This is a genomic window from Coprococcus eutactus (assembly GCF_025149915.1).
GTDB lineage: Bacteria > Bacillota > Clostridia > Lachnospirales > Lachnospiraceae > Coprococcus > Coprococcus eutactus.
The window spans coordinates 1,726,563-1,748,319 of the sequence record NZ_CP102278.1; the positions used below are offsets into that span (position 1 = coordinate 1,726,563).

Annotated in this window: 21 protein-coding genes; 4 read left to right on the plus strand and 17 right to left on the minus strand. The window is 42.2% G+C overall.

The genetic code is table 11. The annotated features are described in order from the left end of the window. Window positions 1-93: 93 nt before the first annotated feature. The 4 genes from NQ536_RS07420 to NQ536_RS07435 form a co-directional block, all read right to left on the minus strand. Window positions 94-1,509 carry an alanine/glycine:cation symporter family protein gene (locus tag NQ536_RS07420; protein WP_004853050.1) on the minus strand — a complete coding sequence of 472 codons (1,416 nt, stop codon included), beginning with the start codon at window positions 1,507-1,509 and terminating at the stop codon, window positions 94-96. Between the two features lie 165 nt (window positions 1,510-1,674). After that, window positions 1,675-3,003 (minus strand): Na+/H+ antiporter NhaC family protein, encoded by a 1,329-nt coding sequence (locus NQ536_RS07425; RefSeq protein WP_004853052.1) that lies wholly within the window; start codon window positions 3,001-3,003, stop codon window positions 1,675-1,677. Between the two features lie 24 nt (window positions 3,004-3,027). Beyond that, window positions 3,028-4,698 (minus strand): family 43 glycosylhydrolase, encoded by a 1,671-nt coding sequence (locus NQ536_RS07430; RefSeq protein WP_004853054.1) that lies wholly within the window; start codon window positions 4,696-4,698, stop codon window positions 3,028-3,030. A 137-nt stretch (window positions 4,699-4,835) separates the two neighbouring features. Further along, window positions 4,836-5,270, minus strand: a complete 435-nt coding sequence (locus tag NQ536_RS07435; RefSeq protein WP_004853055.1) for a hypothetical protein — start codon at window positions 5,268-5,270, stop codon at window positions 4,836-4,838. Between the two features lie 408 nt (window positions 5,271-5,678). On the opposite strand from NQ536_RS07435, the gene NQ536_RS07440 reads away from it, so the two are divergent. The 3 genes from NQ536_RS07440 (at window position 5,679) to NQ536_RS07450 (ending at window position 9,089) form a co-directional block, all read left to right on the plus strand. After that, complete coding sequence (locus NQ536_RS07440; protein ID WP_004853059.1) at window positions 5,679-6,062, plus strand: BlaI/MecI/CopY family transcriptional regulator; 384 nt, start codon at window positions 5,679-5,681, stop codon at window positions 6,060-6,062. An 84-nt stretch (window positions 6,063-6,146) separates the two neighbouring features. After that, complete coding sequence (locus NQ536_RS07445; RefSeq protein ID WP_004853061.1) at window positions 6,147-7,799, plus strand: BlaR1 family beta-lactam sensor/signal transducer; 1,653 nt, start codon at window positions 6,147-6,149, stop codon at window positions 7,797-7,799. A gap of 72 nt (window positions 7,800-7,871) precedes the next feature. After that, window positions 7,872-9,089: an IS256 family transposase gene (locus tag NQ536_RS07450; protein WP_167530854.1), complete on the plus strand. Its 1,218-nt coding sequence runs from the start codon at window positions 7,872-7,874 to the stop codon at window positions 9,087-9,089. 291 nt (window positions 9,090-9,380) lie between these two features. On the opposite strand, the gene NQ536_RS07455 is transcribed toward NQ536_RS07450, so the two are convergent. Then, window positions 9,381-11,576, minus strand: coding sequence for a DUF6070 family protein (locus tag NQ536_RS07455; RefSeq protein ID WP_004851291.1), 2,196 nt, complete (start codon window positions 11,574-11,576; stop codon window positions 9,381-9,383). 373 nt (window positions 11,577-11,949) lie between these two features. Here NQ536_RS07455 and NQ536_RS14005 point away from each other — a divergent pair, with 373 nt between their 5' ends. Continuing rightward, window positions 11,950-12,027, plus strand: a complete 78-nt coding sequence (locus tag NQ536_RS14005) for a helix-turn-helix domain-containing protein (protein WP_408639980.1) — start codon at window positions 11,950-11,952, stop codon at window positions 12,025-12,027. Window positions 12,028-12,126: 99 nt separating this feature from the next. Here NQ536_RS14005 and NQ536_RS07460 read toward each other — a convergent pair whose 3' ends face one another. The 12 genes from NQ536_RS07460 to NQ536_RS07515 form a co-directional block, all read right to left on the minus strand. Beyond that, window positions 12,127-12,975, minus strand: a complete 849-nt coding sequence (locus NQ536_RS07460) for an Rpn family recombination-promoting nuclease/putative transposase (RefSeq protein ID WP_004851288.1) — start codon at window positions 12,973-12,975, stop codon at window positions 12,127-12,129. Between the two features lie 103 nt (window positions 12,976-13,078). After that, a complete protein-coding gene (locus tag NQ536_RS07465; protein ID WP_004851287.1) occupies window positions 13,079-13,636 on the minus strand; it encodes a DUF5714 domain-containing protein in 558 nt (185 codons plus the stop codon). A 44-nt stretch (window positions 13,637-13,680) separates the two neighbouring features. After that, window positions 13,681-14,097: an arsenate reductase ArsC gene (locus tag NQ536_RS07470; protein ID WP_044998058.1), complete on the minus strand. Its 417-nt coding sequence runs from the start codon at window positions 14,095-14,097 to the stop codon at window positions 13,681-13,683. A gap of 23 nt (window positions 14,098-14,120) precedes the next feature. Continuing rightward, complete coding sequence (locus tag NQ536_RS07475; protein WP_004851283.1) at window positions 14,121-14,522, minus strand: C-GCAxxG-C-C family protein; 402 nt, start codon at window positions 14,520-14,522, stop codon at window positions 14,121-14,123. Between the two features lies 1 nt (window position 14,523). Continuing rightward, the gene (locus tag NQ536_RS07480; protein WP_004851281.1) at window positions 14,524-14,826 is read right to left on the minus strand and encodes a type II toxin-antitoxin system RelB/DinJ family antitoxin; all 303 of its coding nucleotides are present in this window, start codon (window positions 14,824-14,826) and stop codon (window positions 14,524-14,526) included. A gap of 110 nt (window positions 14,827-14,936) precedes the next feature. After that, the gene (locus NQ536_RS07485) at window positions 14,937-16,448 is read right to left on the minus strand and encodes a hypothetical protein (protein WP_227909646.1); all 1,512 of its coding nucleotides are present in this window, start codon (window positions 16,446-16,448) and stop codon (window positions 14,937-14,939) included. Beyond that, window positions 16,445-17,149, minus strand: coding sequence for a TetR/AcrR family transcriptional regulator (locus NQ536_RS07490; protein ID WP_227909645.1), 705 nt, complete (start codon window positions 17,147-17,149; stop codon window positions 16,445-16,447). The genes NQ536_RS07485 and NQ536_RS07490 overlap by 4 nt, the downstream gene beginning before the upstream one ends. Window positions 17,150-17,363: 214 nt before the next feature. After that, on the minus strand, window positions 17,364-17,681 hold the full coding sequence (locus NQ536_RS14010) for a TnpV protein (RefSeq protein ID WP_004854125.1): 318 nt from the start codon (window positions 17,679-17,681) through the stop codon (window positions 17,364-17,366). A gap of 5 nt (window positions 17,682-17,686) precedes the next feature. Continuing rightward, window positions 17,687-18,139, minus strand: a complete 453-nt coding sequence (locus NQ536_RS07500) for a GNAT family N-acetyltransferase (protein WP_004854123.1) — start codon at window positions 18,137-18,139, stop codon at window positions 17,687-17,689. Between the two features lie 70 nt (window positions 18,140-18,209). Next, on the minus strand, window positions 18,210-18,605 hold the full coding sequence (locus NQ536_RS07505) for a C-GCAxxG-C-C family protein (RefSeq protein WP_004854122.1): 396 nt from the start codon (window positions 18,603-18,605) through the stop codon (window positions 18,210-18,212). A gap of 240 nt (window positions 18,606-18,845) precedes the next feature. After that, a complete protein-coding gene (locus tag NQ536_RS07510) occupies window positions 18,846-20,936 on the minus strand; it encodes an ABC transporter permease (protein ID WP_004854119.1) in 2,091 nt (696 codons plus the stop codon). After that, entirely contained in the window at window positions 20,923-21,690 is a 768-nt protein-coding gene (locus NQ536_RS07515; protein WP_004854117.1) for an ABC transporter ATP-binding protein, read from the minus strand. The genes NQ536_RS07510 and NQ536_RS07515 overlap by 14 nt, the downstream gene beginning before the upstream one ends. Window positions 21,691-21,757: the final 67 nt, after the last annotated feature.

Consider the following 21,757-nt stretch of genomic DNA (forward strand, 5'->3'; position numbering starts at 1 on the left):
TGCTTTAGAAAAAAGCAGCCAGACAAAATTTTGCCTGACTGCTGATAGGTGCTTCCCCAATTATTACATATAAACATTTACTTCTATTGAACCCTACAGTTCCTTGTGGCGTGCAAAGTAATCCTTTGTCTCTGCCACAACCACACTGCTGAGTGCAAGCAATGCTATGATATTCGGAATCGCCATAAGTCCGTTGAATATATCAGCGATAGTCCATACAGCCTTAACTGTCATGTATGGTCCGATGAATACGCAAAGTATGTATAACCAACGATAGATCTGAACTGAAACCTTGCTGCCGTTTGTGAGGTACTCAAGACATCTCTCACCATAATAGTCCCAACCAAGGATAGTTGTAAATGCGAAGAATACAAGGCAGATCATCAGGATGAATGCTGCAACCTGACCTGGCATAAAGAAAAGTCCCTTCTGGAATGCATCAGTTGTGACTGCGATTCCCTCAAGGCTGCCATCCTGCCAGCTTCCCATCATAACGATTGAAAGACCTGTCATTGTACATACGATGATAGTATCAATAAATGTACCTGTCATTGTTACAAGTCCCTGACGAACAGGTTCCTTTGTCTGAGCTGCTGCTGCTGCGATAGGTGCAGAACCAAGACCAGCCTCATTCGAGAAGATACCACGTGCAACACCCTTCTGCATGGCAATTGCAAGACTTGCTGTAACACCACCTGCAAATGACATAGGCTTGAATGCGCACTTAACTATTGTTGCAAATGCAGCCGGAACCTTATTTATATTAACTATTATAAGAACCAGACACACCACAATGTAGAGAACTGCCATGAATGGCACTATAACCTGAGAAACCTTTGATATTCTCTGGATTCCACCGATTACGACAAGTCCTACAAGAATTGCAAGAACAAATGCTGTGACGACGATGGCTATTGAGTAGTCATTACCCAAGATTGATATTGTATTTGCCTTGTCAGGATCAAAGAAAGCCTGAACTGCAGAAGCAATACCATTTACCTGTGTAAATGTACCGATACCCATAAGACCTACGCATGCTCCGAAGAATGCAAATATCTTTGCAAGCCACCTCCACTTGTGACCCATACCGCTCTCAATGTAATAGAAAGGTCCTCCGAGAACGTGTCCATCCTCGTCAATCTTTCTGTACTTTACAGCAAGCAATCCCTCTGAATACTTTGTTGCCATTCCAAAAAGCGCTGCGATCCACATCCAGAAAAGTGCTCCGGGACCACCGGCAAGGATACCTATAGCTGTTGCTACTCCTACGATATTACCTGTACCGATAGTTGCTGAAAGTGCTGTACATAACGCGCCAAAGCTCGTCACCTCTCCTGTACCGTCTTCCTCATTCTTAATCATGAATCTCAGTGCCTTTGGCAGATGAACTATCTGAAGGAACTTAAGTCTGATCGTCAGATAGATTCCGCAAACGATGATGAGTATTATGAGTGGCAAGCCCCAGACAATATCATCAACTTTGCCTAAAAAGTTTGTGAATGCGTCCATGTTTCTCCTCCTGTTTTTTATTTATAATTCACAAGTGTAAATTATAGCATAAAAATTCTTAAATAAAAATGAAAAAACACGCATTTTCAAGATTTTTCTTGTTTTTTTGCGTGTTTTTTCGAATATTTATTTATTATATTGCGAAATCTCGTCAATTTATATTCTTTACCGTCTCTTTGCCAGATGTGTTTTGTCATTACTTCTTATAAGCATCCACACAAGCGAACTGACAAGAAGAAGTATTGGATAAAACAGATTTGGAATTATCTGGAATGCTGATATCTCATGTCCCAGCTCCGACACCGCTGATATTGCAACCAGCATCTGAGCACCGTAAGGAATGATTCCCTGAAATATGCATGAAAATGTATCAAGCAGTGACGCAGATCTCTTCGGTGATATACCATAATCATCTGCCATCTCCTTTGCTATCGGATTTGCCATGACTATCGCGACCGTATTGTTGGCTGTGGCTATGTCCATGGCTCCAACCAGAAGTCCGATTCCGAGCTGACCTCCCTTGTCACCTTTGAACACCTTCTTTATAGCCGAAAGCAGTGCCTCAAATCCGCCATACTCCCTGATGAGAGAACACATGGCAGCCACAAGTACAGCAACCATACTCGTCTCGAACATTCCAGCTGCACCGCTTCCCATATTCGTCAGGAGATCCACTGCTGCCGTCTGCCCTGTGGCAAGCATAATGATGGAACCTGACACGATTCCAACTATCAGGACTACAAACACATTAACTCCTGCTATTCCTCCTATGAGTACCAGAACATAAGGAATGATCTGTATCATATTGTAATCATGTTGTACTACTCCGCCTATCTCAGTATTGAATGACTTAACCAAGATTACTATGAGTGTCACAATCGCCGCAGGAAATGCTATCCAGAAGTTTGCCCTGAACTTATCTTTCATGGCACACCCCTGACCATTACATGCTGCTATGGTCGTATCCGATATGAACGACAGGTTATCTCCGAACATCGCGCCACCCATGATTGATGCCACACAGAGCGGCAGATTAAATCCTGACGCATCGGCAACCGCAACTCCTATAGGCGTCAGAAGTGTTATTGTTCCAACAGACGTTCCCATAGCTGTTGAGACAAAGCACGCTACAACGAACAGAACTGCCACGGAGAATCTCGCCGGAATGATACTCAGCATAAAGTATGCCACACTCTCGGCACTGCTCCGCCCCACGACTCCCACAAATATTCCCGCCGTCAGGAATATGAGCAGCATGGTTATAATATTTTTGTCTGTAAGTCCATTTGCCATAATCTGAAGCTTCTCATCAAAGCTTACCTTTCTGTTCTGCAGACATGCCACAAATATCGCCACCATGAAGGCGACCACTATTGGAATATTGTAAAATCCCATCGGGATCTTCAGCACGTACTCAAACAGTATTCCAAGTCCAAGATACAGGACAAGGAAGACGTATATAGGTATCAGTGCCGCACCATTTGACTTCTTCATAATTCTCCCTCTTCTTTCAATATTTTATCTAAATCGTATATCTTTTAATTGAAGCTTTCTGCTGCCATGGTATACAAGATACACCGCGTGGACTCCCTCCGGGAAATCCACTTTGTTCTCGCGCCATCTCCACTCTGTCTCTGAGATATCTTCAGATACAGGTATATCTATTCTTCCGATACTCTCATTATCTTCTGTCACGCATATGTCAAAGTATCCATGATTTTGCACATCTGATGCAGAACGCTTCTTATCATTCACTCCATCTGCATCGATATCACAGGATTCGTCCATGCTTGTTGATTTATTTCCTGTCAGGTCGTTTGCATCCTTGATCTGCTCCTGATTCTCACATCTCTCATCTACTCTGACAGGTCCCTCATACACCACCTTGTTGGCATCCGTCTCATATCTGACATTCACGCCAAATGTACTGCTGCCCTCAAGTGCAAAATACTTATACCCTATGAGTGTTCCATCCTCTATCTCCGCAATAAATCTATCCTCACCCTTGTTCGTCACATTAGGGAATTCTGTCGTATATATACTGTTGGAGCCGTGTGGCATATGTCCATTTGTCAGGTTACATGCTATCACCGCCGGATAAGAGCCTTTTGCGGCAAGCGGGCCGTCGTTCAGTCCGCAGCTCGTAACCTCCACCTGGTCTATGTGTCCATCCGCATCTATATATATCTTCTCAGCACAGGCCTGTCTGCTGTAGTCCGACTTGTGTGTGAGTCTGTGATAGAACACGTACCACTGACCATCTATGCACTCTATGCTTCCGTGCGTAGTTCCGGTCATATTCAGCTTGTTCTCGAAACTTCTTCCCTTATATCCCACATCGCCATTTGACACTATAGTGCCGCCAAATGTAAATCCGTGATCCGGATAATCGCTCACCGCATAGCACAGCTCATGGTTCTGCCATGACGAATAAACAAAGTAATATTTGTCTCCCACCTTTCTCATGGATGAACCCTCGAAAAATGGATGCTCCTCAAATGATGTTCCCTTCACAGCGTAAGGAATGATGTGCCTCGGTTCTTCCTTGACCGTCAGCATATCGTCCTCAAGCACCACCATGATCGGTCCCATGATGCTGTCCTTGTAGCCAAGTATCTCCTCCTTTGTTCTTCCAAACATAGATACCTCATCATCCAGCCTGCCATTTGTCAGAAAATCAGGCTCTTCCTCGTATCCGTACTGGGTTCCGTAGAATATCCTGATGGTTCCGTCATCATTCATGGCTGCTGGATCAAAGCAAATGTACTTCTTCATCACAGTGCCGTCCTTGTAATGCACATGGCCAAGATATTCGTATTTGCCCGCCGGCGTATCGCACACAGCCACACTGATTGGACCTGTGTATCCGCCGTAACCGTAGTCACCGCCCATACAGTAATACAGATAATATCTGCCATCATTCCCCCTCACAACATCTGGCGCGTACATATACTTCAGCTCCGGGTATGCCGGATCCTGACTCGCCCTGTATGTAATGCCCTCGCATCGCCAGCTTGTTAGATCTTTTACAGGCGCGGAGTACACCACATAATCCTGCATACAGAACGTGTAACCGCCCTCCTTATCGTGAGATCCATAATGATAAACCCTGTCGCCCCATACATGCGGCTCACCGTCCGGTATGTACTCATTCAGCGGCAAAAAGGGATTGTAAACCTGTCTGCTCATATATCTTCTCCTTCTTGTATCAATTTTTCTGTTTCACTAAAACAATAAATACCCAACATGATCCGCGTCATCTACAGACATGTTGGGTTCTCATATTTACTAGTATATTTAATAGAACTTTTTTAGTCAACCAGCACTTATAAAAAAGGCTGCATCTGCTCGCAGAGTTTCTTCTCAAGCTCTATGAGTCTCTTCGTCTTATCCTTCGCCCTGTCATCCGCTGCATTGTATTCGTTCAAATATTTGTTCAGAGACTTCACACCCATATTGCAGCCATCCGTCATAAGCTCCGCTATGGTATTGTCCGACTCATCCACTATGAGTTTCACATTTGTCTTGATCCAGGACATGCTCTTGGCTATTGGATTTGGATCCTTGCCATCATCGTGGTACTCATCCAGCAGCTTCTGTATCTCCTGTTTTATTGCATCGTGTTCCTCTTTACATTCTATAAGTATCTTCTTCATCTTCGCCGCGTGCACATACCCAAGCACCTCATCAATAGACGAAACACCCATCTTGATCCCGGCATCACATTCCCTGAGCAGCTTTATTGTATCTGGTGATATCATCTCATATACCTCCTTAGCCTGTATATGAGTATGTTACCCGGTGTTTGAAAATTATATACTCTGCTAAACAATCCTTTTTGGAGAGTTTCCTCATATGTATATACAAAGGCTTTCATAAATGTTACAATCCATCTAAATCAACAAATGAAGCACTCCATGACATAATCGACATTGAAATATATATTATGCCAATTTGGAGATAACCGACAACAAAAGTTTCATAATCAAATATTCAACGAAATATCTGATCTTTCATTATCTGCTTTTGCTTATTCTAACTATTCTTGAAGATCAAAAAAATTATACTTACCCAGTCTATCATTGAACAAACCTCCACAACACAATTGACACCCCACCCCATAATCTTTATACTGTTATTACAAACGTAGTATTAAAGGAGTATAATCTATGAAACACATTCCCCAGATTTCCGAAGCCGAATATGAAGTTATGAAGGTTATATGGAAATATGCCCCTATAAGCACAAATGACATTACTGACAAACTGTTGCAGACCACTTCATGGAATCCTAGGACTATCCAGACTCTCATCAAAAGACTTTCTGATAAGTCTGCTATCTCCTATGAGAAAAATGGCCGCATGTTCGTCTACTCCCCTGTCATCAGTCAGGAGGAATATCGAAAACATGAAAGCTCATCTTTTCTAAAGAAGTTTTTCAATGGACACATATCCGACATGGTTTCTGCGTTTGTGGATAGTGATGAGCTTAGTGCTGATGATATAAAGGAACTTCAAGACATATTAAATGGAAAAGGCACCGGGAGGAAATAAGGCTTGACTGAATTTTTCACACATTTTTTTATCAGCAATATATCCAAAAGTTTCTCTCTGCTGCTACTGATATTTGTTCGATTTATGTTCAGAAAACAGCTAACATGTAATGGCAGATACAACACCATATATATTGTGCTGTTTCTTCTCGTAATTCCATTTATCCCTGTAAATAATTCATTTATATTCCAGGCCATAGGTTTCATACGATCATTATTTAACAGAAGTACTTCTGCCGCAAATACAGTTACTCCTTTGCCTATCAATGCCAACCTTTCATCGAATGTGAACTGGATGAACGACTTTGCTGTATCTGTAAACAGTACATCTACAATATATCCAAAGCTCCTTTTTATTATCTGGCTTGCCGGAGTTTACATATTTTCCATCCGTTTAATAGTGTCAGGCATATCACTATACAAGCTGAAAAAATCTGCTGTTCCAGTCACCGACGATACTGTCATATTGAATATATATTCGGAATGCCTTGAGCTCTGCAATGTGCGCAGATACAAACCGAAATTATATTACTCCTCTGCTTTATCTGGGGCGGTCATTGTAGGTGTATTCCGCCCTGTTATATATATTCCACGGCAAATCAACGACTGCATATCCGATTACACAATAACCGACCTGAGACATATTTTGTTACATGAACTACAACATTTTAAACGCAGAGACAATGCCGTGAATATGTTTATCTGCATATTCTGCATACTGTATTGGTTCAATCCTGTTGTTATATACACATTACATACAGCAAGACATGACAGAGAAAAAGCATGTGACAATGATGTATTACAGTGCCTCGGTCAAAACTATGCCGCGAAGTATGGGCAGACCATCCTCCGTGCGGCTGCAAGCAGATTCAGTAGTTCATCATCGCTATCATTCAAGAGCAAAAGCAGGAAAAATTTACTTAAAACAAGGCTTCAGCTTATTGTTGATTTCAAACCTATCACCAACAGAGAAAAACGGAAATGTATATATGCATTTTCCATTATCATATTGCTGATGACTGTATGTGCGCCATTATCTGTATATGCTCTGGATGATACACAATACAAGGATTTTGCCCCGATGAATCTGGAATCCTTGGATCTATCCAGCTACTTTTCTGACTACAACGGCTGTTTTGCTCTGTACGACAAGGGAAATGATAAATGGTATATCTATAACCAGGACAAAGCCCTATACCGCACTTCACCGGATTCTACATATAAAATATATGACGCAGTGATGGCTCTTGAACATGGCATCATAACTTCCGACAACTCATTTATGCGCTGGGATGGGAGCTCTTACCCTTTTGATGCCTGGAACACAGACCAGACACTTCGATCTGCCATGACCGGATCTGTAAACTGGTATTTTGACAATCTGGATGCAGCCATGGACCACACAGATGTGAAAAATTTTCTCAGTCTTATTGAATATGGAAATCAGAATATCAATTCAGCTCAGAACTGTTACTGGCTGGAATCCTCTCTGACTATATCCCCGGTAGAGCAGGTAGAACTGCTATGTCACCTGAAAAAAAATGATTGGAACTTGTCTAAGGCAAATGTGGATACAGTCATGGAGTCCATGTTTATAGCAAGCTCTGATGGAAAAAGTCTGTATGGCAAGACAGGTACCGGCAGAATTGATGATGTAAATATAAACGGCTGGTTCGTTGGATTCATTACATCTAATGATAAGGGAGCATCCCAAAGTTTGTGTAAACCTCCAAACTGATGTAAGATAAAATTACTCAGTTTGGAGGTTATTTTTATGGCAAGAAGAAAAGACAGCCCACAAAAAGCAGCAATGAGAGAAATGATGCGTGATTATCTGAAGAATAATGATATCAGCATCAAAGACGGCACCGATGTAAACAGTATCATGCGTGACATGATGTCTGTCATTTTGGAAGGTGCTTTGGATGAAGAACTGGATGAAGAATTAGGATATTCCAAGTACGACTATCGAAACAAAGAAACAGACAATAGTAGAAATGGACATTCCAGCAAAACCATGCACACCAGTTATGGAGATATGGATGTGGCAATCCCAAGGGATCGTAATGGTGATTATGAACCACAGCTGATTAAAAAATATCAGAATACCGTAACTCAGGACATGGAAGAAAAAATACTTTCCATGTATGCCAAGGGAATGACAACTGGAGACATTGAATCCCACATGCGTGAATTATACGATATTGATATTTCTGACAGCACAATCAGCCGGATCACAGACAAAATCCTGCCGATTGTAAAAGAATGGCAGGAACGCCCTTTGGAAGAAGTGTATGCTGTAGTATTTATGGATGCAATCCACTATCACGTCCGCAGTGAAGGACGTATTGTAAAACGTGCGGTTTACATTGCCCTTGGTATCGATATGAATGGGAAAAAAGATGTTCTTGGAATGTATGTTGGAGAAAACGAAAGTGCGAAGTTCTGGCTTTCTATCATGAATGGATTAAAAAACAGAGGCGTTGAGGATATCCTGATTGCATGCGTTGATGGTTTAAATGGATTTCCACAGGCAATCGAGGCTGTTTATCCAAAAACAGAGATTCAGCAGTGTATCATCCATCAGATCCGTAATTCAACGAAGTTTGTTTCTTACAAAGATATCAAAAAACTGATGGCTGATCTGAAGCTTGTATATGCGGCTCCAACGGAAGAAACCGCTTTAAATGAACTGGAACTGTTCAAGGATAAATGGGATTCCAAGTACCCGAAAATCTATAAATCCTGGCATGATAACTGGGCAACACTGTCCACTTATTTCAAATATCCAGAGGCAGTAAGACGGCTGATTTATACCACAAATGCCATTGAAGGATTCAACCGCCAGCTCCGGAAAGTGACCAAAAGCAAAACGGTTTTTCCGTCGGATGACAGCCTTTTGAAAATGCTGTATCTGGCAACCATGGATATCACGAAAAAATGGACCGGACACAGGCAGGACTGGGGACAGATCCATTCCCAGCTTGAAATTTATTTTGAAGAACGTCTGGCGGGACGGAACCTGTAAAGCAGTCAATTTTAGGCAGGTTTTATTGACATGCCTAAAAACTACTGTATAATGCAGATATGGGCAGAATCCGGAAAATCGGCTCTGCCCATTTGTAACTATTCACAAATCTTATATCAGTTTTTAACGTTTACACAAAACTTGAAACGGTCTCAATGATAATGATTACTTTTTCGCCACGAATATATCACTTTCTGAAAATGACAATCAGTTTTTATCAGCGGACGGACTTTCCGCATCGAAGATCTCTCTGTCAATACTGCGTGATCTTGGAATATATGCCTATGGATATCAGTCAGAATAAACTGGTATGTCACATTCCATCTTCTCTATATGATTTGACATATATTTGAAAGTACCATCTTCTTCCGGTTTTACTGTAAGTGTATTTCTAAATGCAATGTCCGATCCCTTGTCAGCCCACACCGCATCAACAATAAGCGAAACAGTTCCATCATCGTTGTAGGAATAGTCCACAACCTCTCCGAATGGTGGGTACTGTTTTCCAAGGATGACATGGTATCTGTACGAATCTTTTTCTGGATTGTAATCACATTTATCCCTCAGCTCCGTCACAGTGACAGGGAACATTGACAACATAACAGACTCATATTTGTCTGCATCTATCCATCCACCATCAGGTTTCAGATTTTCACCAGTGTACAGTCTGTATATATCATCAAACATACACGGCACAAGTATATCAGATGCATTTGACTCATCCCAATCGATAACAAGCATATTGTAATTCACATAACTAAGCCCATACACATATTTTCTTGTCAGTTCCCTGCATTCATCCGTCAACGGACTGACTCTGAAATACTCCTTCAGCCCACCATGAGCTATTATATTTGAATATGTATATATAAAGTAGCCTTTTTGTGTGAGTTTCATATCTTTTAAATCCCGTATGCCAGTCGCTATAAACTTCCAGTCATGATTCTCGAATTTTGCTGTGTTAAAAATCATCTGTATCCGGCTGTCATCATACACAAATGTCATCTCCGTCACGCTTGCATCCCTGTTTACCCTATATACGCAAATGTAATCACGCCCTCCACCATCTGTATATTTTCTATAAAATGACTGAAATAGCTGATAATTATACATATTGGTATCATCAGAAAAACACATCAGTCCACTGTTTCCTAAGATATCTACTGCACCATATATTAAATCACTATTATTCGAAATATCTTCATCCTCATACAACTTTCTTATAGCATCTGACTGTAATATTCCTATTATATCTACTTTAACATTCTCCATTTCGTCATCGGATAACAGACTATCATCAATAACATTTCCACTCTGATTTATTGTGATGGTCTTTTCTGTATCTCCGTAGTACTCCTGCCACTCTTTATCAGAAAGTCTGTCTCTATACCAATATATCCCCTCTTTGTTCATCGTCAGAACATCATTTGACACATACTCAAATCCATCATTTTCTTTCTCCTTTATTGCAACCTTATGTGTAAATAATCTGCCACTCTCATCTTTCTCCGAAACAGCATTTACTATGAGGGTTATTGTTCCGTCAGCATTATACTCAGCATCCACTACCTCTGGAAATGGAACCAATGGTGTTACACTGTGGTCAAACATCCCCCTCGTTCTGTACTGATACATTTGTCTAGACACATCATACACATTGACATGCTGAAGTACGTCTGTAGACACAGGCAAATACTCCTGAAACACCTTCTCATATAACTCTTCTTCTATCATATATGTGACCCCCTCCTCCGAATAGGGACTGGACACACCATATTTCATTTTGTAAAGTGCCTCATAGATATCATAATAATTTATTCTGTTCATATCTGATTCATCCCAGTTTGTGGTAAATAAATTATTCGAATCATATCCAATAGTCTTGATATACTTTCTGTTAAGTACCCTTAACTTCTCATCCAGAGGCTCAACTCGTAATGCCGTATACGCAGAATCTCCGTCATATCCTCCCATCCTGTACCTCTCAAAAAATAGATATCCGTCTGTGTATTTCCATGTATAGGCCTTATAGTTTTCTTCATTTTTCTCAACAAAACAGTTATTCTCCCGCACATAGAATCGCCTGGTTATCATCACATTGTTACCGCCTGATTTAAAATCAAACCTTACAAAGGACTTATCATACATGACCTGCAGTATTGTACATCCCGCATCTCTGTTTTCAGCCACCTCTGATAAAAACATCTCCGCATTCTCTGCATTTGCCATATTGATCTGATTCTCCACATCCACAGCTATGTACCCCTTACTTCCCATCGATTCTATTACGGTCCTAGTCTGATTCAGTTTTTCTTCCTCGGTCTTGCATTTCATATCCTGACAAGATGAATATATATCATCCAAATCTGCAATAAACTGATTTTCATCAGATATACTAAAATCAATAACTGTCCGCTCTGCGTCCGTCACTGCTTTTTTATTGGAACAACTGCATAACAATATGGCTATGCCAACCAAAAGCAGCATACAATATAACTTCTTGCATATATTACATATGTAGTATTTCGAGATAAAAAAATATAAGCTCATCATATTAAAACTCCTTTATAATAAATATTACGTTTGTAGTATTTATTATAAAGGAGTTTATTGCTGTGTCAATACTAATTACTTATAACTTCGCCCTGCGATTAAGTAACTCCCGGCAACACAGAGGAATGCCATTGTGGTTATCTGCTATCCTGCGCCTGAACTGATTTATGACATAAGGTTTCTCAACACCAAGAGCGCCAAGCACCATAAGTTCTCCTGTGATCGCACCGCATGTCAAGCCACATTCATTGCAAAATCAATACATTTTGCTGCAAAGAATATATGGATAAAGAAAACATCACAAGAAATGCACTCGCCAGAGCTATTAACAATATGCTTTGTTTTAAAATGCAATCCCGGTGATATAATAAGATACAAAAATTGACATAATCAAAGCCTTCCCCATAAAATATAGAGAACAAAAGCCATGCACTATATTCTGCATGGTTTCTGTTCTCTATGTTTTTTTACTATATTCTCACTCTTAAAAATCAACCAGCATTTCTGCAATTTCCTCATCATCAAGATCAGGATTTTCTTCAATTAAATCCATGACTTTGATAACGAATGATTCTGAAACACCAAGGAAATCACTTGTAGCTGCAACTTTGTCTCTGGTTATCTTTCGAATCAGAAACACCTGTTTTTTCATCTCGCCAAGTTCTACATTTTCCCTGTCTCTCATCTGTAATGTCATGTATTCCCGCCTCCATTTTTCACTGTTTTTTACATTCTGAACTTCATTGTCCAACGATCGTGCAAGCTCACCTCTTGGAGCTTGACCGCCAATGTATTTCAGCAAGTTTTTCAGATCATCACTCACATCATCAGCTATTCCATTAGTGTTGAGAACAATAACTGTGGTATCATCCCCAAACTCCAATCCAGCGACTTCTCTGCATGTCCTTGTGAATGTGTAGATATGCCTTCCAAAACCAAACTCATCATAATCACAGATAAATATAATAAAACTCTTCTTAAGCTTATTGTATGAACTGCCTTTTTCGATAATGTTCAAATCAATCATCGCCTGATAATATCTGATTCTTTTGGGAAGATTTTTCTTGTTTGTAGCCTGCATTTCTATATTATATACTGTGTTCATATCATCTTCAACATATACATCCAGTCGAACTCCTTTTGAGCTGTACGTCTTCTCAATTACCTTTTCAACATCTGTGTATTCAATTTTTCTGATTTTGATTCCCAATATACATTCAAGCAGTGTCTTACACTGTTTCTCGTTCCTCATTACAGCGCCGAATATAAAGTTGTCCTTAATCGTGAGCTTATCAAACTCTTTTTCTTTTGTCTTTATTACTTTGTCCTCCATATGTAATATTTTGCCTCTCCAAGCACAATCACATATAGATATTTATTATTATATGAATAATTCTATAAAAATCAATCTAACAATAATAAAAATAAAACTTAGCCTATATAAAGAATGGGCATCTCTCCCCAATGCACTGCGCATTCATATCACTATACTCACATTGCCTATGCTCATACTGTAACGCCATACCATAATGGCTGTTCACATACTCTATTCCATTCTTGAATGCTATCATCGCATCCCGTTTGCAGCATCTCGGACCATTTATAGTTCCAAGCTCACCAATGGCCGCTGATGTATACTGCATGTGATCTCCCCATGTGCCATCAGCGGATAGTGGTCCAGTGCCGTCAATTATGGCAAGTGCCGCACCTATGGATGTTATAGCACCGCAAATTCCCCATAAGCCACACATCGCCCCCGGCATGCGCAACCCCTCGGACATGAGTTTATCCAGAGCAACATCAATGTCTATGTTTCCACCTGCATTTTTATATGCCACCAGCAGACTTGCACCGTCAAGTATATGGTGCTCCGGGCCATGCATACTCACATAGTCTTTGGCAGCAATATTTCTAAATATAGTGACAGGATTTGTTCCCTGTTCCCGTTTTATATCCCTTATGATGTATTCAGCTTTTTCTCTTATTGTCATCATATATTTCACCTCAACTGAAAGTTCTCCATTAAAATATCTTATCTTTATTCCAATGGCGCGTCTCCTCCAATTTGTTTCTTCAACTTCAATATATTATTTTCGATTTCTTTTATCACTTTCTTAAATGTCTCATCATCACAGCCAGTCGGATCTTCCAGTCCCCAGTTGTCATCAAATGGTCTTCCGATAAACGGACATCCGACATTACATCCCATAGAAATCACAATATCCGGTTCAGGTATATCACTGATCAGCTTGCTATACTGTCCGTTTTCTTCCATATCTATCCCATATAATTCCTTCATGATCCGAACTGCATCCTGATTGATCTGTGGCTTCGTCTCCGTTCCCGCCGAATAGCTTTCAAATACATCGTATGCCAGATATTTCCCGAGAGCCTCGGCAATCTGACTCCTACAGGAATTGTGAACACAGATAAATGCAACCCTCTTTTTTCTCATAAAAGCTTCCTCCAACTCTACGTTCAACCTTCATTACTTTCTACCAGTTCATCGATAAGCTCTATAGCCTCGCGAATCATGCCATCGCAGTGCACTTTTTTGATTCCACCCTTTTGGGCATTTGCCTTTAAAAGATCGGCACAATCGGTCATGCCGTTGTGGTTATCTGCTATCCTGCGCCTGAACTGATTTATGACATAAGGATTCTCAACGCCAAGAGCGCCAAGCACCATAAGTTCTCCTGTGATCGCACCGCATGTCAAGCCACACTTCATGCCACCGCCGAAATTGGAACTGAGCTTCGCCGCCATGTCACCGGTAATTCCAAGTTCTTCTGCATAAGCTCTCAGAATTGTCTGCGCACAGTTGCTCACCATTGGATTTTCATTTCTTATGCTCATTGCTTTTTCTATATGTTTGTTCATCTCATATTTCTCCGTTCCTGTTTATTGCCCTCATATCACGGGAAACTTCAGCTGCATCCCTATACTTTCCCTGTGCAGCATGCTCACGAGACTTCTCTAACTTTTCAAGAATTTCATTCTCTGTCATTTTTTCATATGGATTTTTACTTATCCTCTTTATTTCAAACGGAAAGCCATTTGCAGCCAGTGCCTGCGTTAAAAAAATACGAATTGCTGTTGTTGTATCCGTACCTAAATCTCTAAACAATTCATCTGATTTTACTTTTAATTCATCATCCACTCTAACTTGAATCGTACTTGCCATTTGCTCAACCTCCTAATCACTCAATTCTCTTTATAATATAACAAAAAAGCGCCGTATTGCTACGACGCTTTTGTCTTGCTCGGAAGATGGAGCAAGGGAGCGCTATTCAATTATCTGTTGTACTTTTTCTTTCTGCTTACTGCCGTTGTTCCAATTGCTGCACAGCCGCTGACAAACAGCAGAGAGAGCCACAAGGCAAGATTGCTTGTGTCACCGGTCTGCGGAGATTTGGAATCGTCCTTCAGCTTTGCCGTTACAGTGTCGGCTTTTTTGATTTCCTTTGTACCGCCCTTGTCGCTGAAATACTTGCCACAGCCTTCGCAGTACCAGTACTCGATATTGCCCTCGGTGGTCTTTGTCGCCGTCTTTGCCGGGAAGTGCTTTAAGTTGGTGTGGTTCTTCGGATCAAGCTCACCATATTCCGCACCGCAGACCTCGCACTTTGCCTTGTCCTTGCAGGTCGCTTTCCCGCCGGTATGCTCAGTCAGCTTCTTGCCGCAATAATCACACTTGTGGTCTTTGTTATCGTCTGCACACTCGCTGATTATATAATCGCAGATATCACATTTGTGATCTTTGTTTGCATCGATGCAATTCTCCGTTTGCGTGCCTGCGGAGCATCCGTCAACGGTGCAGGTGCGGGTATGGGTGCCGTCTTCGTTGGACGTCCAAGCTCCCCAGTCGTGGTCCAGCGCATTGCCGGAGAAGAAGGTCGCCTCATCCGCCGTACCCTCGGAGCTCATACCGCAGACTGCGCAGGACTTGTAATAGATCGCCTTTACCGTGCAGGTGGCAGCGAATTTCAGGTACTTTGCATCCACGGTCTCCGCCGTGAAGTCGTGGGGCAGCTTTTCGCCATACTCAGACTTGCATACCTCGCAGACGGCTTTTGCGGTGCAGGTCGCCGTGCCGCCGTGGCAATTCTCGGTTTCCGTATGGCTGGTGTCACGCTTACAGATTCGGGTGTGGGTCTCTTCATCGCTGTTCTGCGTCCAAGCGCCCCAGTCGTGATCCAGCGCATTGCCGGAAAAGAAGGTCGCCTCATCCGCCGTGCCCTCGGAGCTCAGACCGCAGACTGCGCAGGACTTGTAATAGACCGCCTTTTCGGTACAGGTTGCAGCAGACTTCAAATACTGCGCCTCTGCTTTTTCGGCAGTGAAGCTGTGTGCCGCCATCTCGCCGTATTCGCCGCCGCAGACCGTGCAGACAGCCTTGGCGGTGCAGGTCGCCGTGCCGCCGGTGCAGTTATTAGTCTCGGTGTGCGAGGCATCGCGCTTACAGATTCGGGTGTGGGTCTTTTCATCGCTGTTCTGCGTCCAAGTGCTCCAGTCGTGCCCAAGCGGTTCGGAAGATCCGCCGCAAACCGTGCATGTCTTTCCGCTTGTGCAAGTCGCCGTTCCGCTCCATTGGTGTGACATTCCATAATACCATTTATTATCACACACCGTGCATGTAACAGAGAATAGGTGCCATTCATCATTTGAGTATTGACAAGTCATCCTTACCGTTTGTACCTGGCCGCATCTAGTACAAAGCGCTCTATCCGCCGCATATGCCGTCATAGGCATAACAGCCAGCATCACGCACAGTATGAGCACAACGCTCAAAATTTTCTTATTCATATAGTTTCCTCTCCTTTGCTGTCCTTTGACAGCTTAAAGTCATATTTCATTTCCAACATGGCGAACAGCTTATACATTACCTCGGTGGCGATTGCCTTGATATCCAGTGATTGAATAAAGGCAAGCACCTTTGCCTGCTCTGCCTCCGGTACCCGATACACCCGCATAGCCGCCGTCAAAAAGCGGCTAAGCTTGCGTTCCAACGGAAAATGAATATCACATTTTCTCGCCATATAACTGCGCATCAGTCCCGCCGTGCCGATTTCCATCTCGTAAAAGTCGCTCTCGGTATTATCGGGAAAATCTTCACCAAAAATCTGCTTCAGCTCTGCTGTGGTATGCAGGTAAATATATTCCGACGTGTCGGGCAGGGAATAGGCTTCAATGTAGATTTCCCGCAGGTTCTCGTTCTGCTCGGTCAGGGTCAGTTGGATCGCCGTTTCCACCGCATAGGCGTAAACCGGCGGCAGCTTGCTGTCTGCAATGCTTCTTGCCACGCCGAACTGTCCGCCGAACATCGTTTCGGTCAATTCCAGCAAAATTCTGTCCTTGGTAGGAAACAGATTCAAATAGCTTCCCCTTGCCACGCCCGCTTCGTCCACAATCTGACTGACAGAGGTGTTTTTATACCCTTGTTCCAGAAAGAGACGGACGCACACGGTCAGTATTTTCCTCTTTGTTTCACTGCTGTCTCTCCGCAAATATATCGCCTCTCTTTAAGTATCCTAGTACGTATACTAATAATATCATAACAAGTGCAAAAAGGCAAGTGGAATTTAAAACTTTACCTCCGTAAATTGTGACATTTCCGCAAACGCTGGCTTCTTCCATTACTCACGGAACTTTATGACTTCTTGAATACTGCCCGAAAAGGAAAAGCCGCCATCTGTTGACAGCGACTTTTCTTGCTTAGTATTAACAGTATATAAGCTCACTCGAAACGTTTTCCATAGCAGCACTACGGATGTGGTTCATTCTCTGTACCCACAGCATTTGATTTTCCGCTTTGAGGGCTTCCGTTACGCCCTCTTTTTCGGAAAACTGTTTTACCAGCCGAGAAAACATTGCTTCTGCCTGCTGATGGGCTTTTGTGCAGTCAGTATTGCAAAACCTCTGCCTTGTGCTGTTCGGATAGAACTCCCGGCAGCACTGAAACATTCGCTCCGATCCAGACGTTATCTCCCACTGTGATAGGCAGGGCGATCTCCAAATGTAACTTTGCTCTATCATCATATATACTACAGCTTATACTGCATGAAATTACCATTATGAACGAACCCGAAATCCGTATACAACTTAACCCCCATGTCAGATGCCGTGATCTGTATCGTTCCACATCCATAATCCCTTGCATTATTTACAACACGGGCTAACAGTTCCTTTGCAATGCCCTTTCTTCTATAATTAGGGTTGGTAAACATACTGGAGAGCAACCCAATTCTTCCACTTGGGCATCCAAAATATGGCGGTTTCTCCACAAATGACATACCGCTTGTCCCTATAATATCATCCCCGTCAAAAGCCAGCCATGATACAAATGTTCCGTCTGCCATATGGCGGGTATAATAATCCTTAAGCGCTGGCACCAGGTCTATCTCTTCTTTTGCGCCCTCTTCCCTGAGCTGATTTATTCTCATATTTATAAATGTATCAAGTTCATTTTCTGTAAGTCTTCTGTAGTCTATTTTCATTTACTTGCATCCTCCATTCCAGAATCCCTTTTTCCTCCAGGATAGGTAAACACGTTGTTCTTGTTACATTTTATTCACTCTTCACCAGCTCATCTATCAGCTCTATAGCCTCTCTTATCATGCCATCACAGTGCACTTTCTTGATTCCACCCTTTTGGGCATTTGCCTTTAACAGATCGGCACAATCGGTCATGCCATTGTGGTTATCTGCTATCCTGCGCCTGAACTGATTTATCACGTATGGATTCTCAACACCCAGAGCGCCAAGTACCATAAGCCCTCCTGTGATCGCACCGCAGGTTGAACCACACTTCATACCTCCACCGAAATTAGCACTGAGCTTTGCCGCCATATCTCCTGTTATTCCGAGTTCGTCCGCGTAAGCCCGCAGAATGGTCTGCGCACAGTTATTGACCATCGGTGTCTCGTTTCTTATCTCCATAGCTTTTTCTACGTGTTTATTCATTGCTGTTTCCTCCAATCCATGAACCTAATTCCTATTATATCATTATACATTATTTGTGATAATATCAAGTTTTTGATGCTTGTATTTATTTCATCCAAATCTATTCTATTAGTGACAATATTGTATCTTTCAATTGTAAAATCTCTTCCTTAAATAAAAATTTTTAGTTATACAAAAGAAATCCAGGAAAGACATATATCCTCCCTGGATCAATTACTCCTGAAAAATTTTTCATTTCCCTCACTCACTGATAATCTTCCTGCTGCACAGATACGTTATAAGGAAATATCCGCCATATATGATTACCACGATGGCAGCCGTGATTCCGATAGCACCTGCTATATCATACGCTCCCATAGTGTCAAGAATCTTCGTGCTGACCATCATTCCAAATACCGAATGGACTATGGCGAGAGCAAGTGGGAATACGAAGAATAGTCCCATCTGTGAGAAAAGGGCCTTGTTGATCATGTGCTGATCCACGCCAAGCTTTCTGAGCATCTTGTATCTCTCTATGTTGTCTGTACTCTCTGAGAGCTCTTTGAGTGCGAGGATGGCTGCACCGGATATGAGGAATATGAGTCCGATATACATACCTATAAATGATGCGATAGCTCCAACTCCCACGCTGGCTGCCTTAATACTATCTTTAGTGTTTACTGTGATAAGTCCGCAGGTCACATCCTTATTCGATACCTTATTTATAATCGTATCGCTATCCTGTATGGCATCTATGTCCTGATCGGCATACTTTCCGATGAAATACTCTTTCGCGAACTGTGCACCTTCAATGGCTGAATCCGGCACGATAAACACACCTGTGTTGAGGGGCTGAGTGGCAAGCTCTATATCACCATCTATACAATACGAGATAACCGGTTTAAGCTTGTTGCCATATACCTCTATCTCTTTTCCCTCCTGAAGTCTCTCATCACGGATCTTAACGAATATTCTATAATTTGCAAGGATGGCATACTCGTCATCGGCAAGCTGGAGCTCAGCATTGTCATAAATCTTTGCAACCTTGTTATAGTCGGACTGTGATATGATCTCCTCCGTTCCCTCATAACTAGACAAAGCGTTTACATCTATTCCAAGAGAATCAATCAGAGCCTCATCTCCCAGATAGTTTCTGATTGTAAGTGCAGGACATGTATATGTGTGTACGTCAACGTAATCTGAGAAGTATGATCCAAGATCCACATTATTTTCACTATATACATCTTCTATGCTCTTTCCATCAGTCACCTCAAGTTTCTTCAAAAGATCATTTGTCTCGCTGTCATTACCCATCTCGTCTTCGTCATAATAGATTGAATCACTGCTCTGGGTTTTCGATATACTCACATCCGCTCTTGCGTACTTTGCAATGCCCTCATTTAAGGAATTCTTCACTGCAAGCGCTGATGAAAGCACACATATTGTCACAAAAAGCATCAAACAGATGACTGATATTGAAAGTACATTTGTATTTACACGGCTGCTCATCTGTCTGACGACAAATGTATTGAGTCCCTTATAGTACACATTCTTCATGGATGACACAATCCTGAAGAGCATTCCGGATACCGACCAGAAGAAGAGCACCGTTGCAACGCATCCGACCACGATCCACTTGTAGAGATCATTCATGTACATGTCATTTAGATCGGTAATTACCGCATGATAAGCATATCCAAGTGATACAGCTGATATCAGGAACACGATAACTGATACCCATGGATTCTTGATCTTGACGTTCTCAGACTTTCTTCCATTCTGGAAAAGGTCGATGAGCTTACATTTGCTGATAATAAATGTGTTGAAGATTATAACCACCACATATATGATTGCAAAATACAGACAGGTCTTGGCAAATGCGCTGCCCGAGAACACAAAGCTGTATGATGACATATCTGCATCGAACATGTTTGCAACAAGTACACTTGTTATCTGTGAGATTCCTATTCCGGCAAGAAGTCCTACCACAAGTGATACAAGTCCGATGATAAGTGTCTCTATGAAAAGCATTGTGGACACCTTGCGTTTTCCCATTCCAAGGATGAGGTACAGACCAAATTCTTTGTTACGCCTCTTCATCAGGAAACGGCTTGCATATATGATGAGGAATCCGAGCACAAATGCGATGAACACACTGACACCCGCAATCATCTTGCTCATGAGCTGCACGACCTGTCTTGTGTCAGCCGATATCCGGAGCATGGCGGTCTGCGTCTCTATGGCATTGAACACATAGAAGATTGCAACACCGAGTACCAGAGTGAAGAAATATATGGCATAGTCCTTTATACTCTTCTTCATATTTGATACGGAAAGCTTAAAGAGCGTCATTCAGATCACCTCCAAGCAGTGTCACGACATCTATGATCTTATTGAAGAACTCTTTTCTGGTATCTCCTCCTCTTCTGAGCTCGTGGAACACCTTGCCATCCTTGATGAAAAGTATCCTGCCTGCATAGCTGGCTGTAAATGAATCATGTGTTACCATGAGTATCGTTGTCATGAGATCCTCATTTAGATGCTTAAGTCTCTCAAGCAACAGCTTTGCCGACTTGGAATCGAGTGCTCCCGTGGGCTCATCCGCAAGCACAAGCTTTGGATCAGTGATGATTGCTCTCGCAGATGCTACTCTCTGCTTCTGACCGCCCGACATCTGATACGGATACTTCTTCAGAACACTCTCGATCTCAAGCTCCTTTGCAACAGCCCTGACCTTCGCATCTATCTGTTTTGCAGGCACATTCTGTATCGAAAGTGCCAGTGCGACATTCTCATACGCTGTGAGTGTATCGAGGAGATTGAAATCCTGGAATATAAATCCAAGCTCCTCTCTTCTGAACTCGTTAAGCTTGTTGCCCTTGAGTGTTGTGATATCCTTGCCGCCCACATAGATGTGTCCGCTGCTAACCTTATCTATAGTTGAAACGCAGTTAAGCAGTGTCGTCTTACCACTTCCCGATGCGCCCATGATAGCGACGAACTCCCCTGTCTCCACAGCGAATGATATTCCATCTATGGCCTTTGTCATATTGGATTTGTTTCCGTAATACTTCTCAATGTTGTCAATCTTTAATATTTTTTCCATTGAAATGCCTCCTCAAATGTTTGTTTATTACTGCTCTCACCATTGAACATATTTGCAGTTTACACAT